Raw genomic sequence first — 16,509 nt, forward strand, 5'->3', positions numbered from 1 at the left:
CTTTATCTTTGCACCAGTTCTTTAAATAGCTTATCAAGAAAGGAGGAGGGACATGGCCCGACGATACCTTAGCAACCATCACTGTGCAAACAGTGAAAGGTGCTGCATCCATCCCGATCAACAGATCAGGAAAGATAAGTCAGATTACAGGTTTTACTTTACATTATTATCAATATAATTAAAACTCATCTGGCTCCCGGATGAGTTTTTTTGTGCCCGGCTACGCCGGGTGTAAATTTTCTTATCCAGGATTAGACTGATTATGCTGATTACCCTGATTTTATTCTTTTGATTTTTTAAGATTTAAAAGATTGGCGAAGATTAATGCGGATATATTCGCTTAGGACTTCGCTAATCTTTTAAAAATCAAAAAAATAAAATCAGGGTAATCAGCATAATCAGCCTAATCCTGAGCAAGACAATCCCCCTTTCTGATAGGCTCCAATTATCACTTTTCATCAAACTAAAAACAAACAAGATGAGCACTATCACTGAACTGATCCATTCTATTCCCGTAGACCCGCAAACAGGCGCTATCGCGGTTCCTATCTATCAAACATCCACTTTTGTACAGGAAGCGCCGGGTGTAAATAAAGGATATGATTATGCACGGTCCAACAATCCTACCCGTGCAGCAGTAGAGAAAATTATTGCACAACTGGAAGGCGGTGCCACCGCATCTGCCTTCTCCAGCGGCCTCGCAGCCATTGATGCGGTGATAAAATTATTGAAGTCCGGCGATGAAATAGTAGCGGTAGATGATATCTACGGCGGCGCATTTCGCCTGTTCAACAAAGTATACGAGAAATTTGGTATCAAAGTTACCTATGTAGATACCTCCGATTTACAGGCAGTATTTAATGCCATCACGCCGGCTACCCGTTTGATATGGCTGGAAACGCCCACCAATCCTACACTGAAGATCTCTGATATTGCTGCCATTGGCCGCATCGCAAAAGCGCACAACTGTTTATTTTGTGTAGATAATACCTTCGCATCACCTGTACTGCAAAAACCGTTGGAACTGGGTGCGGATCTGGTGATACACAGCGCTACCAAGTATCTCGGCGGGCACAGCGACCTCATTGCAGGTGTGGTGATTGCTAAAACAGCACAACTCGGAGAAGAAATAAAGTTCTATCAAAATGCCTGCGGTGCTATCCTTTCACCGTTCGATAGTTTCCTGCTCATTCGTGGTATTGAAACATTGCATCTGCGTGTAAAACAACACGGCATCAATGCACAGGCACTGGCAGAATACCTGGAAAAACATCCGGCCGTTGGAAAAGTATTTTATCCCGGCTTGCCTTCACATCCAGGTCATGAGCTGGCAAAGCAGCAGAGCAAAGGATTTGGTGGCATCATCTCTTTCACTTTAAAAGAGGATACTGCTGAAGCAGCTACTGCATTTGTAACGTCTACCAATTATTTTAAACTGGCCGAAAGCCTCGGTGGTATCAAAAGTTTACTCTGCCATCCGGCTGCTATGACACATAAATCTATCCCCGCAGAAAAAAGAAGGGCAGCAGGTGTAAGCGATAGTCTCATCCGCCTGTCTGTTGGCCTGGAAGAAACAAACGATCTGCTGGCCGATCTGGAACAGGCTTTTACGAAGCTGCCGGTGCCCGCCCACGCAGAAAACGTGTTGTCAGCATAGCCGCTACCGTGTCTCCCGTCGCATTGAGTATGGTAGCCAACGGATCTACGAGGGTGCCAATAATCATTAGCGCCGGGAGCGCCGCTACCGGGAATCCATATATGCTCATCACCAGCAGTTCACCAATGTAGCCACCATTGGGAATACCGCCTTCTACAATACTCACTATAACGGTAACGCCCATAGCCATTAGAATGGTATCCACACTGTTAAAACCTTTACCAAACATGGCAAATACCACCGCCATTTTTATGATGGAGGAAATGCTGGACCCATCTTTATGCAGGGTAGCACCCAATGGTACTACCACACTGCCAATGTCCTGCGGCACACCCATGCGCTGCGCAGCTTCAAGGTTGGCAGGAATGGTGGCAATGCTGCTACCCGTACCCACAGCGGTAAGCGTGGGAATAATATTATTTTTCCAGTACGTTTTTATACCGTTAACACCACCGGCAACAAAAGCATAAAAACTGAATCCGAAGATGAAATAAAATATACCAAATCCATAATAAATACCCAGCGAATGTGCATAGGTGCCAAACAGCTGAGGCCCTACCGTGCCCACCTGGTAAGCAAAGTAAGCACCCAAACCTATAGGCCCCAGTTTCATGATCACAATCAGCAGGTCTTTCATGACTTCATTGCCCGAAAATAAAAAACGCCGGAAAGCCGCACCCCGCTCACCTGCACGCATGGCAGCAAATCCTGTGAGCACAGAAAAGATAATAAAGGGCAACATGTTTTTGCGCGACAATAACTCATAAAATTCGCTCACCGTCAGCAACCGCGTAATTTGATCTCCGAAGCTGCCCGGCTTATCTATATGCGCTGCTTCAGATAAAATTACCTGCTGATGAATAGGGAAGATCCATACCGCTACAATCGTCAGAAAAGCCGAGATGAGGATGGTACTCAGGAAAATCAGCGACATAATACCCAATATGCGTCCCAGCTTATGAGAAGCATCAATATGCGCGATCGCCGTTGCAATAGCAAAAAATACCAGCGGAATCACCGCTGTAAATAACAGGTTCAGGAAAATATCACCAATCGGCTTAATCAAGGCCACTTTTTCACCAAATATCAATCCGGCAATGCTGCCTGCTATAATGCCCGCCAGTAGCCAGAACATGCTACTATATGTCTTAAGGAATCCCATATATGAAATTTATACTATTACAATTTATACCGGAATTATCAATTCTGATCAGTAATTTTAGCGCTACGATATTTAAATGTGAACAATGAGAAAGATTTCGCTGCATTTTATGGCGATGGGAACCATGTTGGTTGTCCTGTTGACCACTGCTACCTTTTCGGCAGAAGCACAATACCGGCTGCGCTTTAACGGCGCCAGCAACTTTGTGGAACTGGACGGAAAAGACCTGCCACCTCCCTACACCGTGGAGTGCCTGGTAAGTCGTAATAAAGTGTCTACCTACTCTTCGCTGCTCACTGGCGATGATTATGAAAGCGGCATACGCCTGGAGCAATACAATAACACCAACAAAATTGGGCTTAGTAAAAAAGGCAAATTTGATGTGTTATTTGATTATGAGCTGCCGGTAGGAAAACTCACGCACCTGGCACTGGTAGCGGATAGCGCCCATACGTCCCTGTACATCGATGGTAAATTTATCCAGCGCATCGACAAAAGTATTTCCCTGCCCCTCACTCAAATAGGGCTGGATGCAGATGGTTTTGGTACACTTAACGCTACCGTAGATGAAATGCGTATGTGGGATAAGATGTTGTCGCCGGAAACGATTGCCCGTCTTGCTTTTAAAGGGGTGAACGATAAAGACCCGGAATATGCTCATCTCTTACATTACTACACTTTTGATGAAGGCAGCGGCAGCGTGGTAACAGACCACAAAGGTACCCTGCACGGGAAAATATTCCTCGCTACCTACGAAAAAGTATATCCGCTGGATATCGCCATCACCAATGTGGTAGCACCGCTCAACGGAAAAGATAAATTCTCCACAAAAGAACCGGTTACCATCCGTGTTACCAACCTGGGTACACAACCAGTAACGGAAGCCGTGCAGTTGCAGTACACACTGGGTTATGGTGCCCCCGCCAAAACTATTACCGTTCCTTTCAATGCCAATCCACTACCACCTTACGCCATCCGTGATGTGTTGCTGGAAACAGCCAACCTCGAAAGCAAAGGCATCTGGCCACTGGATGTAAAGGCCATATTGAAAGGAGATGAGAACACAGCTAACAATACTTTTGCCACGCATCTGCTGCTCAAAAAAGTACCACTCACCAATATCAAAAAAGTAACACAAGTGCCGGGTAAGTTGCAATTCGCACTGGGCAACGCTTTTGTGCAACTACAGTGGGTAGCCTCCGATATTTATCGCGTTCAGGTAAGCGCCGATGGTAAGTTTGAAGATGCCATGAAAAATGGTATTGTAGTATGGAACGGCGACCAACCGGTAAAATATCAGCTGAAAGATAAAAATACTTATTACGAAGTAACCACAGATAAAGTAACACTACACATCAATAAAGCCCCTTTTCGTATAGCCATGTACGATAAGACCGGCAAAAAGGTGATGGAAGAAACAGAACCGATCAGCTTAGGTGAACAGGCCACAGAAGCGCTTCACCGGGGGGATAAAGATTATTTCTATGGCGGTGGTATGCAAAATGGCAACTTCTCGCACCGCGACAGCATCGTAAATATCCGCAATAACTTCGGTAACTGGGGTACCAATACGACTTCTAACCCGGCTCCGTTTTTTGTGAGCACTGCAGGTTATGGCATCTTCAGAAATACGTTCAACAAAGGTACCTATGGCTTCAAAGACACAGTGTTGCTGCAACATGAAGGATACGAATACGATGCTTATTATTTCTATGGTCCTTCTATTAAATCAGTGCTGGAGCAGTATACACATGTAACAGGCCGTCCGTTTATGGTGCCGCGCTGGGGCCTTGAATTTGGCGATGCCGATTGTTACAACAAAAAAGGTGTTACCGGTGATGTCATCAAAAAAATAGCAGAAAAATACCGCGAAGAAAATATGCCTGGTGGCTGGATACTGCCTAATGATGGCTATGGCTGCGGTTATCAGGGATTGGATACCGTGGTTACGCGCCTGCATCAGCTGGGCTTCTACACCGGCTTATGGACAGAAAACGGTGTGCAGAAAATTAAAGAAGAAGTGAGTCAGTTTGGTACGCGCTGCATGAAACTGGATGTAGCCTGGGTAGGCCCTGGCTACAAATGGGGCCTGGACGGAAGTCGTGCTGCCTATAATGGCATTGAGCAAAACGCAGATGCCCGTGGTTTTATCTGGTGTGTAGCCGGCTGGGCAGGCACACAACGTTACTCCACCATCTGGAGCGGCGATCAGAGCGGTAATTGGGAATATATCCGTTTCCATATCCCATCTGTTATTGGCAGTGGTTTATCTGGTTTCAACTATGCCACCGGTGATGTGGATGGTATTTTTAGAGGCAGTGCAAAAACATATGTGCGTGATATGCAGTGGAAGTGCTTTACACCGGTATTTATGTCTATCAGTGGATGGGCAAAAACGGGTAAGCAGCCATGGGCGCAGGGAGAACCCTACACTTCCATCAACCGCAAATATATGCAGTTGAAGATGCGCCTCACCCCGTACATGTATTCCTATTGCCGCGAAGCGTATGAAAATGGTACGCCTGTTTGTCGCGCTATGGTACTGGAATATCCAAATGATACCACCACCTGGGGGCAATCTACCCAATACCAGTTCCTGAGTGGCGAATACCTGCTGGTAGCACCTGTTTACAAGGATGAAGAAAAACGCGACAGCATCTATTTGCCTGCCGGTAAGTGGATGGACTATGATAACGGTACCGCCTATACGGGCAATCAGTGGTTGAATAACTTCGCCGCTCCGCTGGAAAAGTTGCCGTTGTTTGTGAAGGAGGGCGCTATTATCCCTAAGTATCCGGCTATGCTGTACGATGCCCAGAAACCAAAAGACACCCTTACATTAGAAATTTATCCGGGGACTGATGGACATTTCAAATTATATGAAGATGATGGTGCTACACTGGCATATAAAAAGGATAACGCTTTTGCCTATACGAATATCAGTTCCAAAACGGCAGCTAACAACATTACCGTACAAATAGGTGCTGCTATAGGATCCTATAAAGGCCAGCTGCCTTCCCGCAGCATTAAGCTGGAAGTATACTGTACACAAAAGCCGCAATCCGTTACCCTGAATGGTAAGCCGCTGCCACACTGGACATATGACCCTGCTTATAAAAAAGGTTGTGTGTTTATTGATGCAGGTGTAGCAGATATAAGAAAGGGACAACAGATAATTATAAAACTGTGATTTTTGTGATTAAGATTATCCTGATGAGCGAAGATTTTTTTGTCTGAACTGTGATTTTTGTGATTAATATGATTATCCTGATGAGCGAAGATCTCAGCGGATATTGTCTGAACCAGGATTTTTAGGATTGAATGGATTACCCTGATGGGTGTTATGTTGTTTTTATTTGAGAGATTTACGCGATTATCTTCGCTAAGATCTTCGGCATCCATCAAGGTAATCCATTCAATCCTAAAAATCCTGGTTCAGACAAAAAAATCGCTCATCAGGATAATCATATTAATCACAAAAATCACAGTTCTAAACAATTTTACCCTGCGATTGTTTTACAAAGTAGCAAACCAATAAAACCATCATGAAAAGCTTGTTGCTCTGTTTGTTGCTTCCCTTCATTGCCTTCCAGCAACGTGACTACACGATAGGAGAGGTGATGAGAAATGCCCGGCAACTGCACAATGACAGCACTACCGTACAAATTACCGGATATATCACGAAGAAGCTACGGGGTAGCACCTATGTTTTTGAGGATAGAACCGCTGAAATAGAGGTAAATATTGATACCAGGCACCTTCCGCACAAACCTTTCAACGATAAAGATGCAGTGGTGATAAAGGCATGTGTGGAGTATGAAATCAACAAGCCTATTACCCTGAAGGTAAATCGCCCGGTGATCAATGATTAAGGGAGATGATTATAATATATGCGAAACGAAAGTATAGATACTCTTCATACTTACAATAATTACAATCACTGCCACCGCTATCATAATTGTTTTAGCAGATATTTTATTGGATACTTTAGCCGCTATGGGAGAAGCGATAGCACTGCCAACAACCAGTCCCAGTACAGCGTCCCAGTGCACATGATATAGCACCGTTACAAAAGTGAGGGAGCTGAGCATGGCAATAAAAAAGCGGGTAGCCTTTACCGTACCCAGGGAGAAACGGGGATGCCTGCCGCCGGCAATAAGAGATGATAATACGATAGAGCCCCAGCCACCGCCGCCAATGGCATCTATAAAGCCGCCACCAAAGCCCAGGAGGCCAATTCTTTTTATTTTTTTGGCCGGATGTTTCTTTCGGTGTGCCCTTATGGCTCGCAATAGGATCACCGTACCCAGGATCAGTGTATACAGGGATACCAGTGGTTTGGTATACTGCGCGTAATGTTCCAGAGATGACAACAGGTAGGCGCCAATCACCGCACCTGCAATACCGGGCAGGATCAGCAATTTGAAAAGCTTTTTATTGACATTCCCCATGCGCTGGTGCATCCAGCCCGCAATACCACAGCTGAGAATTTCTGAGATATGTACTGCTGTGCTGGCCGATGCCGGCGGTATGCCCATAGACAGCGAAAAGGTGGTGGAAGTGATGCCATATGACATGCCAATGGCACCGTCGATCATCGCAAAAATGAACCCAGCAATGAGGAAATAATAAAAGGTGGAGGGAACATCTTCCACATAATTACGAAACGCGGGCAACTGCCACCATAAGGCCGTAATAACTGCAGATAACAGCAGAATGCCTGCCAGCCAATATCTCCATCGCTTTTTTACGACGGTATCTTCAATAGCAACAACAGTGCTGTTTGTACTTGTAGTATGTGGCACAGCCACTGTGTTATCCCCTGATGTAGTTGCTGTTGCGGTAATTACTTTCTCCATTGCGTATGTTATGCCGGGCCTTAATTTACCACAAAATACATAAACTCTATGAAATAAGTAGACTAGTAAGAAAAAAATATGGATTGTCTTACTCAGGATTAAGCTGATTATACTGATTACCCTGATTTTTTTTTGAATTTTGAAAGATTAAAAAGATTATCGAAGATCGGAGCGGGTATCATTCGCTTTGATCTTCGATAATCTTTTTATAATCAGTATGAAAAAATCAGGGTAATCAGTATAATCAGCTTAATCCTGGGTAAGACAATCCCCTATTTCTTAAAATAGAAACAACGTATCAAAATTGATTTACCTATATTTGGCATTGCGAACCAATTTAACAACTACATGCTTTGGCAACTTTTCTGGACAATTATTTTAGTATTATTAAACGGATTTTTTGTTGCGGCAGAATTTGCCATTGTTAAAGTACGTTCTTCTCAGATCAACAGCAAAGGCAGTGTAGCCAGTAAAAGGGCTACCACAGCGGCTAAAAGCGTTTTGAGTAACCTCGATGGCTACCTGGCTGCAACACAATTGGGTATTACCCTGGCCTCTCTGGGCTTAGGCTGGGTGGGCGAATCAGTGATGACAGCCTACGTGTTGCAGTTTATGGATAGATTAAATATTCATATAACAGATGCCGCTACCCACTGGCTCTCTGTCACTATTGCATTTACGATCATTACCATACTGCATATTGTTTTCGGAGAACTGGCGCCCAAGTCAATGGCTATCCGCAAACCTTTGCCCACGGCGCTGGCAGTAGCCATTCCGCTACGGGTATTATTCGTTATTTTCCGCCCTTTTATCTGGATGCTCAACGGTTTGGCCGGAAGTATCCTGCGCCTGATAGGCATTAAGCCTGCCGGCGAATCGGAAATACACTCGGAAGAAGAGCTGAAGCTCATCATCTCCGAAAGCCAGGAAGGTGGCGCTATTGAGGAAACAGAGCGTGAACTGATCCAGAATGTGTTTGAATTTGACGATAGCCGTGTAAAAGAAATCCTCACCCATCGTAAAGATATTTCTGCACTTGATATCAACCTGCCTTTTGATCAGCTGGTAAATCAGGTGATCACGGATGGTTACTCCAGATACCCCGTGTATAGCGGCTCGCTGGATGAACTGAAAGGAGTGATCTATACCAAAGACCTCGTAAAAGGAGTCCATGAAAAAAATCTGACTAATATCAAGGATATCCTGAAGCCGGTATTTTATGTGCCCGATAGCATGAAAATTAAAGACCTGCTGCGTACTTTACAGGCCCAGCGCCTGCAAATGGCAGTGGTGACCAACGAATTCGGGGATACAGAAGGTATTGTGACCATGGAAGATATCCTGGAGGAACTGGTAGGAGATATACAGGATGAGCACGACCATGAGTCGCCCATCGTAGAACAAAAAGATGATAATACTTTCCTGGTAGATGCCCACGAATACCTGGCAGATATCAACGAATTATTACCTTACCCGCTACCTGAAAGTGAACATTACGAAACACTTTCGGGTTTAATAAACTACAGACACGGGAATATTCCCCGGGAAGGTGAAGTACTGATCATTGAAAATTATGAAGTGCTTATCCTGAAAATGTTCCGTAGTTCAGTTGAAAAAGCAAGACTGAAGCTGATCCGATAAAATATTTTTATGGAGAAGAAAATCCTGCATGTGCTCGAAGGAAGGGAAAAGCACATCACCGATACAGAAGTAGTGCGGCAGTCCTTGCCCACCATGCAATTCCGTTTCGCCAATCCTTTTATAGTGGTGCATCACATGCCCCCTAAGTATTTTGCACCCGGCTCTCCGGAAGACAGGCTGCATCCGCACCCGCACAGAGGCTTTGCACCGGTTACGTTTATGTTACAGGGACAAGGATTCCACCGCGATAACGCCGGTAATGCCATGACTGTTTCCGATGGCGATGTGCAATGGATGTTTGCAGGAAAAGGGATCCTGCACAGCGAGGGGCCTTCCGCTGAATTCCTGGAAAAAGGCGGCAACTACGAGTTGTTACAGCTGTGGTTCAATGTCCCCGCCGCACATAAATGGGAAGATCCGTACTATCAATACATTAAAGGGGCCGATATGCCGGTAGTGGCTATTGCAGATGGGGTACACCTAACCCTTGTCAGTGGCGATTATGAAAACAAAAAAGGACCCTTAAAAAATTTCACTCCCATTACAGCGATCTGGGGCAGCGTAGATGCAGGCAAAGAAGTAACGTTATCGGCTACACGTGGCTACTGGACCTTACTATATGTGGTGGATGGCAAAGTAAAAGTCAATGATACCGAAGTAACAGGTTATCATTTGGTAGTTTTTGATAAAGAAGATGATCAGGACGCAGTACATATTACTGCCCTCGAAAATACACGCCTGCTTTATCTTTGCGCCGAACCCATTAATGAACCCGTTGCTGCAAAAGATAATTTTGTAATGAATACAGCAGCAGAAACTGATCAGGCCATAGCCGATTACAAGAACGGGCTGTTTGGCAGTCTGGAACTGTGATTCATATGATTAGTCTGATTATCCTGATGAGCGAAGATTTTAGGGGGTGTTGTCTGAACCAGGATTTTTAGGATTCAATGGATTACCCTGATGGGCGTTATGTTATTTAATTTAGAAGATATATGCGAATACCTATGCTTAGATCTTCGGCACCCATCAGGGTAATCCATTGAATCCTAAAAATCCTGGTTCAGACAACACCCCCTAAAATCTTCGCTCATCAGGATAATCAAACTAATCATATGAATCACAGTTCAGAAATTTTATCGCATGGAATCTTTTTTCCACGTTGAATCTTTATCTTTCTTTTTCCAGTCTTTTTTCTTGCCATGTTTTACCGGCGAAACAGTATCCAGCATTTTATGTGGTATTGTGTCAATTTGCACTGCTTCATTATTGTTAAGCACTGCGGCTTTTAACTGGTTATCAGGCCTGCTCCTGAATAAGAATAGGATGGTTAGTATAAGTAGAATGCCAATTGTAGCAGGAAGGTTTTTCATAAAGTAAAGTTTTAATGGTGTAATATGTAATAGCTGTATTGCACATATCGTGCGTACTTCAGGATAGCATAGCAGCGTACGTTATAATAGATTGAGCATATTTTAGTTACGTGCTTGTTTCTCTGGTGGGAGGTGCAGAGGCTGATGTACATAGATTGTGGATTTTGTCCGTCAATGAGTGGAAGCCGGGAGACGTGCAAGCTGTGCAGTGTCTTGCGGAATGGGGAAGGGATTGAGGCACTGCTTTTGTGGCGCATTAGGTATTGTTCACCAAAAGATTATCTTATGAAAGGTACAAGAAGTGAAAACACGCGCCAAAGTAAACAGCAACCGTTGTCTAACATGCCGAAACCTGAAATCAGGGATAACCTGGATAGCAGGAAAAATGAAGAACAGGATGACAAGGGGCGGGATAGTACCCATAATCACAAAGATACGAAGGCTGACAAACACAAAAAGAAATAGTCAGTAGGCTTCAGGGCATAATCACCCTGAAGCCTTTTTAAAAATAATAAAATCAATAGCATGCATTGTAGAAACTATATCGTCACAGGATTTATTACAGCTGCTGTAATTGCCTCCTGTAATTTAGCACCCAAAAAAGATGCAACAGATAGTACAAAGGCGCCCATTAAGCCGGATACTACGCAACACAGCGTTCAGCGTGATACCACTTTCGGGGACCTGCATATTACAGCCATTGCCCGTGGAGACGCCAGCATGCGCAATCTCTTGATCGCTATTGGCAACAAGAAAGATTCTACCAGGGCAGACACCATCATTGAACGGGATATAAAAGGCCAGCTGGAAGCTGTCATGGTGGGAGATCTTGATAGAAATGGAAAGCCAGAACTTTATTGTTATATGTTATCAGAAGGTACCGGCAGATACGGAAATATATATGCCTACGATTTCAGCGGAGATAAAATTCTTCGTATCAGCACCAATGCAGTGGACACATTGGAACTACCGGCATACAGGGGACATGACTCTTTTTATATAAAAAATGAAAACCTGGTACGCACCTTCCCGGTATATCGCGAAGGCGCCCCGGATGCATTGACGGCAGATACCAGGATGATCGTCCGGTATGGCTTGCAAAAGAATGACGGTGGCTTTGAGCTGGTACAGATTAAATAAAGATATTTACAACAGATTAAAAACAAAACAGCATATCTCTACCGGAGATATGCTGTTTTGTTTTTAATGCTAAAAAGCAATAACTATTTATTATACTGAATACCTTCTTTGTCCCAGTGCGCATAGAAATATTGCAACGCCTGTTTAAACTGCTCAAAGTTCTTGTTGGCAGGCAATGTCCAGCCATCTTCCGCATAAGCTGCTAAACGTGGAAATACCTGGTGGTTCATGGCTTTTACGTCAGGAATCCATTCTCCCCACATCTGGCAGCCACTACCCAGGATTTTAGCATGGTACTTAGGGTCCAGTCCCGCTGGGATAGGGTCAAAGCTATACGCCTTTTCCAACGATATAGCATTGTAATCATAATCGAGGTAGGTAGCAGCATGATAGGAATTGATCACATCGTACCCTTTGGAAACCGCATCAGTAATAAGATTCAGCTCACCTTTCCAGAATTGAACAATGGTACCTGCAGCCAGTTTTTCTGTGGCAGATACATCCTTTGCATCTGTAAAATCATGCAGTTTGCTGCCCATGATTTCATTCCATCCCGCCATGCGACGGTTTTTACCCGACAGATAATGAGAGATGTCGTTGGTAAAAGCAATCTGCAGATCCGCCGGGGAAGCCAGGTGATGTGCTTTCATGTAGGCATTTACGCCGGCATCTGCTTTCCATTGGTCGTATTTTACCTCGTCTCCGCCAATGTGAATCACTTTGGAGGGGAACAGGGCAATTACTTCCTGCAATACGTCCTGTAAAAAGCTGATCACTTTAGGATTGGTTACGTTAAAAACGTCGTAATGCACCCCAAAATTGACCGGTACCCTGATTTGCTCATGTTTGGTGCCTAACCAGGGATAGGCGGCAATGGCGGCGCTGGAATGCCTTGGCATTTCTATTTCCGGAATGATGGTGATATGTCTGGCTGCAGCGTAATTGATAATTTCTTTAATTTGTTCCTGGGTGTAAAAGCCTTCATGTGGTTTTCCATCATAAACCTTGCTGTTCCAGGTGCCGGATTGGGTAGAGTCACGTTTGCTGCCCACCTGTGTCAACAACGGATATTTTTTGATTTCAATGCGCCAGCCCTGGTCATCTGTAAGGTGCCAGTGAAAAACGTTCATCTTCAGCAATGCCATTTCATCCAGCAGGTGTTTTACTGTTTCTTTGCCTTTGAAATAGCGGCCCTCATCCAGCATAAAAGCTCTCCAGCCAAAGCGGGGCTTGTCTTTCACGGAAATAGCACCAATCGTATAGTCACTGCCGTTAGCTGTTACCAGCTGGCGCAGGGATTGTATCCCGTAAAAAATACCCGTATTGGTAGCCGCCGTAATGATGATGTTACCAGGATTTACCTGTAGCAGGTAACCCTCTTCGCCCAGGTCTTTTTTCAGTTTCCCGTCCAGTGTTAAACGGATATAATTGTTTGGGGCAGCAGGTTTGAGGGAGAGTGCCAGACCGTAAGTTTCCTGTAACGCCTGTTGCAGGAGGTTAGCCTCTCCGGCGCTTTTGCCAGGTATGATGGCAGTAGCGCCGGATAAACTAAAGGTGCCGGATAATGTTTTTACTTCCGATGGTTGCGGAATAATACTGACTGCCAGCAGCCGGGTGGTTGTTACTGATAACAGGAGCATGAAAGCCACTGCCAGCAAAGAATGTGGTTTTAGCATAATAAGATTTTACTTGTTCACTCAGATAAGTGCGATAAAGTACAAATAAAATCCCGTGATTAATAATGCTACACCAACACCACCTTGTCCCGTGAAATGGCAATATCCGTCATCGCCTCTGAATAAAATACGGGCGGAACGCTTTGCAGTGGCAGCAAATAGTTGGCTGCATCTTTATCGGTACTTCTGACCCACTGTTGCTGCGTTTTTGTTTTATCAATAAAATAAAGCTTTCCAAGCTTATAACAGAAAGCATCATCTTTATAAATAACGCTTACCTCTATAATCACTTCCAGCTGATGCTCATCATCAGTTTTGTGATAGGCGTATACATATTTGCTATCACTGCCTTCGCTGAGCTTCCAGCCTTTTAGTTCCATGTGCTTGTTCAATACATCGCTTTCCAGGGAGATATCCTCGAAATCATGTACCAGTGTGGCATGGCTATGCAGGGGAGACAATGCAGCTACCAGTCTTTCCAGTTGTGGGAAGACCGGGATGATGGCCAGATCAACAAATTTTTGTTTCCATTGCTGCAGCGTGCCGGCATCCAGGTAGAGGGGATGCAATATGCGCACATGGGCATTTTCCGGAATCGTAATTTTTTCGCCTTCCACATTCACCAGCGTAGTATCTTCCTGGCAATGGAAACAGCCGGTCAGCTGCCCTTGTTCATCGTAGATACCCCACAATAAACGGGTGGCATAAACGAACATAACCGGGTTGTGAAGGAAGAAGCCTTGCCATTGTGCGGCACTCCATGCTCTTTGTGTTACCAGGAAATGTTCGAGTCGCGGTGATTGTGACTTTACTACCTCGGCCACTTCTTTGGTGATAGTTTTAAATGATTCTTTTATATCGCTGGAAGTGGCTGCAGGTATGGATTTTAACTTGCGGTTATTTTCGTTGAAGTAGGCTGGTTTGAAGTTGCTGTCAATAAATGCACCGTATACTTCTCCTTTTACTTCAAAATATTTAAACAGCCCTGTAAAGCCAAAGTCAGGTACGATGCGGTCTCCCAGCTCATGAATGCCAATGCCTATTTCAGCTGCGGCATGTTGTAATGCTACTAACGCTGCCGCACCTACGTTGGATTTGCGGATGCGGTATTTGCGCGACAGGAACTCCACTGCACGCAAAGCATTATCACTGCCATGGATGGCCAGTGCACCCACGCCATGCTCCGCCATTTTCAGGCGTTTGTCATCTATCCAGTGGTTGATGGCGATATGCAGTTTATCTGCCAGTACATCATCTCCCACCAGCGCCGCCAATGCCATCAGGTATTTATATTTTGCATCTCCACCTTTATCAGTATATATTTTAAAGAGATGAGCAGCAAAATCACCACTGCGGGATTTGTCGATCAAACGCAGCAGGGGACGGGCTTCTACATCAGAACGGATTTCTTTTATGCGCGACATGCGATACAACAGAAAACGCATCATATCTGTTGTCATAGCCGTACCGTTCAGCAAATAGAGTGGTGGTAGTGTAGTGTCATCCAGCCATGTTTCCAGTGGCCTGGATAACTTACCTCTTTTCTTCGCAAAGGATACCAGCTGAGCTACAGTGGCTGCATCATCGGTATCCGTGATGGTATCTCCCAGTGTTTCCAGCATCAGATCGCGGGCATCATCGTTGGTTTCTTTGTGCAGCGCCTGTTGCAGGAGTTTTTTGGCATCAATGGTATTGAGCCTGCATAAAATCTGTACCGCAGTTAAACGTTGATCAGCTTTTTTATGCAGCAGTAATTCTCCTGCTTTCTCCAGTGCCATCGGGTGTTCTGCCAGTATAACGGCAACGAGTGTACGAACTGATTTTAATTTGTGTAATGTATATGGCCAAAGCTGATCTATGTATAGTGCCGTGTTTAACTGTGTAAGTACAGGCAGCAGTATTTTTGCATCATAATCGTTTTCCAGGGCACGTAGCAACAGGGGAACAGCCCTGTCCTGCAGCTGATCTGTGAGTAACTGAAATACATCAGGATGAACATAGCGTTTCTCCACCAGGTAGTTATCCAGATAATTGATTGCCGGAAATTTATCCAGTTGTAATAATAACCGGATGGCCATCACGGCGGGTGGTGCCCACGAGCTGCTATCTCCTGGTACTTCAAACAGCCGTAAATCCTGGTTAGGAATGCCGGTGTTAGGCATATCCAGGTAATTGTAAGCAGCTTTCACCACTTGTTGGTTATATTTTTCCGGGAGATGATCAGCCAGGAGCTGATAGTTTGTGAGCGCGCCTGTATAATCGGGTAGGTTGACAAACCAGCCGGCAGTTTTTTCAATAACAGGTTCATACTTGCTCAGATTATTTTGCAGTAATATCCTGGAGAGCTCATAGTGATCTTTGTAATAACCCGATTTTGCCAGGATGTTTTCGAGGTATTCCATTTCCCGCTCCGGGTGTCCTTTGGACAGGAGGCGGAAGAACAGGGAGTTCCAGCCTTTTTTGTTCCAGGTTTGTATGTATGCGTCAATTACATGCCATTCGGCACTTTTGATCAGGTCCTGCAAAAACTTGCGCAGTGGCGTGAATTTCAAAGGTGCCAGGTCAAAATTGTTGCCATCGCCGGAATAGCTGATCAGCATAGAGCCTATTTCTTCTGGTGTGCATCCCCGTTGCTGCAGGAAGCTGGTGAAATAGCTGAACCGCAGCACTATGGAGGAGGAAGTACCTGGCGTATCCATCATCGGTACAATCGTGTGAAGAAAAGTTTCTCTACATGCCTCCCAGGTAACAGGTGGTGAAATGAGCTGTAATATCAGCCGGTCGTTTTCATCCCAATGATCCGGTAATTGAAGCCGGGAAATAAAAAAACACATTTGTTTTGCATCATGCGTATCGGTAAATACAGGCGCAGTAAAGGTTTGCCCAGTAAGGAAATCTACCCCGGACTGTATAATCGCTGCGATATCTTCATAGTCATTCAGTTGTTTCAGTTCTTCAACAATAGGTAGTATAGCTTCCTTCGTGTATGGCATAAGGTATA

At 44.7% G+C, this 16,509-nt stretch carries 12 protein-coding genes and 1 riboswitch; of the genes, 7 read left to right on the forward strand and 5 right to left on the reverse strand.

Annotation, left to right across the window (positions count from 1 at the left end; all coding sequences use genetic code 11):
• Positions 1-27: 27 nt before the first annotated feature.
• Positions 28-141, forward strand: a riboswitch (SAM riboswitch).
• A gap of 337 nt (positions 142-478) precedes the next feature.
• Positions 479-1,657 carry a trans-sulfuration enzyme family protein gene (locus CLV51_RS19875; RefSeq protein ID WP_106529830.1) on the forward strand — a complete coding sequence of 393 codons (1,179 nt, stop codon included), beginning with the start codon at positions 479-481 and terminating at the stop codon, positions 1,655-1,657.
• Here CLV51_RS19875 and CLV51_RS19880 read toward each other — a convergent pair.
• Positions 1,608-2,819 carry a dicarboxylate/amino acid:cation symporter gene (locus CLV51_RS19880; RefSeq protein ID WP_106529831.1) on the reverse strand — a complete coding sequence of 404 codons (1,212 nt, stop codon included), beginning with the start codon at positions 2,817-2,819 and terminating at the stop codon, positions 1,608-1,610. The two genes, CLV51_RS19875 and CLV51_RS19880, sit on opposite strands and share 50 nt — an antisense overlap.
• A gap of 85 nt (positions 2,820-2,904) precedes the next feature.
• Here CLV51_RS19880 and CLV51_RS19885 point away from each other — a divergent pair, with 85 nt between their 5' ends.
• Entirely contained in the window at positions 2,905-6,009 is a 3,105-nt protein-coding gene (locus CLV51_RS19885) for a TIM-barrel domain-containing protein (protein ID WP_106529832.1), read from the forward strand.
• 355 nt (positions 6,010-6,364) lie between these two features.
• The gene (locus tag CLV51_RS19890) at positions 6,365-6,691 is read left to right on the forward strand and encodes a NirD/YgiW/YdeI family stress tolerance protein (RefSeq protein WP_106529833.1); all 327 of its coding nucleotides are present in this window, start codon (positions 6,365-6,367) and stop codon (positions 6,689-6,691) included.
• Positions 6,692-6,700: 9 nt separating this feature from the next.
• Here the strand turns inward: CLV51_RS19890 and CLV51_RS19895 are convergent, their stop codons facing one another.
• Positions 6,701-7,678, reverse strand: coding sequence for a sulfite exporter TauE/SafE family protein (locus CLV51_RS19895; RefSeq protein WP_106529834.1), 978 nt, complete (start codon positions 7,676-7,678; stop codon positions 6,701-6,703).
• Positions 7,679-8,026: 348 nt separating this feature from the next.
• Here CLV51_RS19895 and CLV51_RS19900 point away from each other — a divergent pair, with 348 nt between their 5' ends.
• Both CLV51_RS19900 and CLV51_RS19905 read left to right on the forward strand, forming a co-directional pair.
• Positions 8,027-9,319, forward strand: a complete 1,293-nt coding sequence (locus tag CLV51_RS19900) for a hemolysin family protein (RefSeq protein WP_106529835.1) — start codon at positions 8,027-8,029, stop codon at positions 9,317-9,319.
• A 9-nt stretch (positions 9,320-9,328) separates the two neighbouring features.
• The gene (locus tag CLV51_RS19905; RefSeq protein WP_106529836.1) at positions 9,329-10,192 is read left to right on the forward strand and encodes a pirin family protein; all 864 of its coding nucleotides are present in this window, start codon (positions 9,329-9,331) and stop codon (positions 10,190-10,192) included.
• Between the two features lie 263 nt (positions 10,193-10,455).
• On the opposite strand, the gene CLV51_RS19910 is transcribed toward CLV51_RS19905, so the two are convergent.
• Positions 10,456-10,692: a hypothetical protein gene (locus CLV51_RS19910; RefSeq protein WP_106529837.1), complete on the reverse strand. Its 237-nt coding sequence runs from the start codon at positions 10,690-10,692 to the stop codon at positions 10,456-10,458.
• Positions 10,693-10,977: 285 nt separating this feature from the next.
• On the opposite strand from CLV51_RS19910, the gene CLV51_RS19915 reads away from it, so the two are divergent.
• On the forward strand, positions 10,978-11,157 hold the full coding sequence (locus tag CLV51_RS19915) for a hypothetical protein (protein WP_106529838.1): 180 nt from the start codon (positions 10,978-10,980) through the stop codon (positions 11,155-11,157).
• A gap of 60 nt (positions 11,158-11,217) precedes the next feature.
• Positions 11,218-11,832, forward strand: a complete 615-nt coding sequence (locus CLV51_RS19920) for a hypothetical protein (RefSeq protein WP_106529839.1) — start codon at positions 11,218-11,220, stop codon at positions 11,830-11,832.
• 83 nt (positions 11,833-11,915) lie between these two features.
• On the opposite strand, the gene CLV51_RS19925 is transcribed toward CLV51_RS19920, so the two are convergent.
• Both CLV51_RS19925 and CLV51_RS19930 read right to left on the reverse strand, forming a co-directional pair.
• Positions 11,916-13,508 (reverse strand): beta-N-acetylhexosaminidase, encoded by a 1,593-nt coding sequence (locus CLV51_RS19925; protein WP_211302063.1) that lies wholly within the window; start codon positions 13,506-13,508, stop codon positions 11,916-11,918.
• 68 nt (positions 13,509-13,576) lie between these two features.
• Entirely contained in the window at positions 13,577-16,501 is a 2,925-nt protein-coding gene (locus tag CLV51_RS19930) for a DUF4132 domain-containing protein (protein WP_106529840.1), read from the reverse strand.
• Positions 16,502-16,509 lie beyond the last annotated feature (8 nt).

Source organism: Chitinophaga niastensis (assembly GCF_003014755.1).
Taxonomy (GTDB): Bacteria; Bacteroidota; Bacteroidia; order Chitinophagales; family Chitinophagaceae; genus Chitinophaga; species Chitinophaga niastensis.

Coding starts and splice junctions, on each gene's coding strand:
- CLV51_RS19885 (WP_106529832.1), top strand. CDS start 2,905: ATGAGAAAGATTTCGCTGCATTTTATGGCGATGGGAACCATGTTGGTT.
- CLV51_RS19925 (WP_211302063.1), bottom strand. CDS start 13,508: ATGCTAAAACCACATTCTTTGCTGGCAGTGGCTTTCATGCTCCTGTTA.
- CLV51_RS19890 (WP_106529833.1), top strand. CDS start 6,365: ATGAAAAGCTTGTTGCTCTGTTTGTTGCTTCCCTTCATTGCCTTCCAG.
- CLV51_RS19900 (WP_106529835.1), top strand. CDS start 8,027: ATGCTTTGGCAACTTTTCTGGACAATTATTTTAGTATTATTAAACGGA.
- CLV51_RS19875 (WP_106529830.1), top strand. CDS start 479: ATGAGCACTATCACTGAACTGATCCATTCTATTCCCGTAGACCCGCAA.
- CLV51_RS19905 (WP_106529836.1), top strand. CDS start 9,329: ATGGAGAAGAAAATCCTGCATGTGCTCGAAGGAAGGGAAAAGCACATC.
- CLV51_RS19880 (WP_106529831.1), bottom strand. CDS start 2,819: ATGGGATTCCTTAAGACATATAGTAGCATGTTCTGGCTACTGGCGGGC.
- CLV51_RS19920 (WP_106529839.1), top strand. CDS start 11,218: ATGCATTGTAGAAACTATATCGTCACAGGATTTATTACAGCTGCTGTA.
- CLV51_RS19930 (WP_106529840.1), bottom strand. CDS start 16,501: ATGCCATACACGAAGGAAGCTATACTACCTATTGTTGAAGAACTGAAA.
- CLV51_RS19910 (WP_106529837.1), bottom strand. CDS start 10,692: ATGAAAAACCTTCCTGCTACAATTGGCATTCTACTTATACTAACCATC.
- CLV51_RS19915 (WP_106529838.1), top strand. CDS start 10,978: ATGAAAGGTACAAGAAGTGAAAACACGCGCCAAAGTAAACAGCAACCG.
- CLV51_RS19895 (WP_106529834.1), bottom strand. CDS start 7,678: ATGGAGAAAGTAATTACCGCAACAGCAACTACATCAGGGGATAACACA.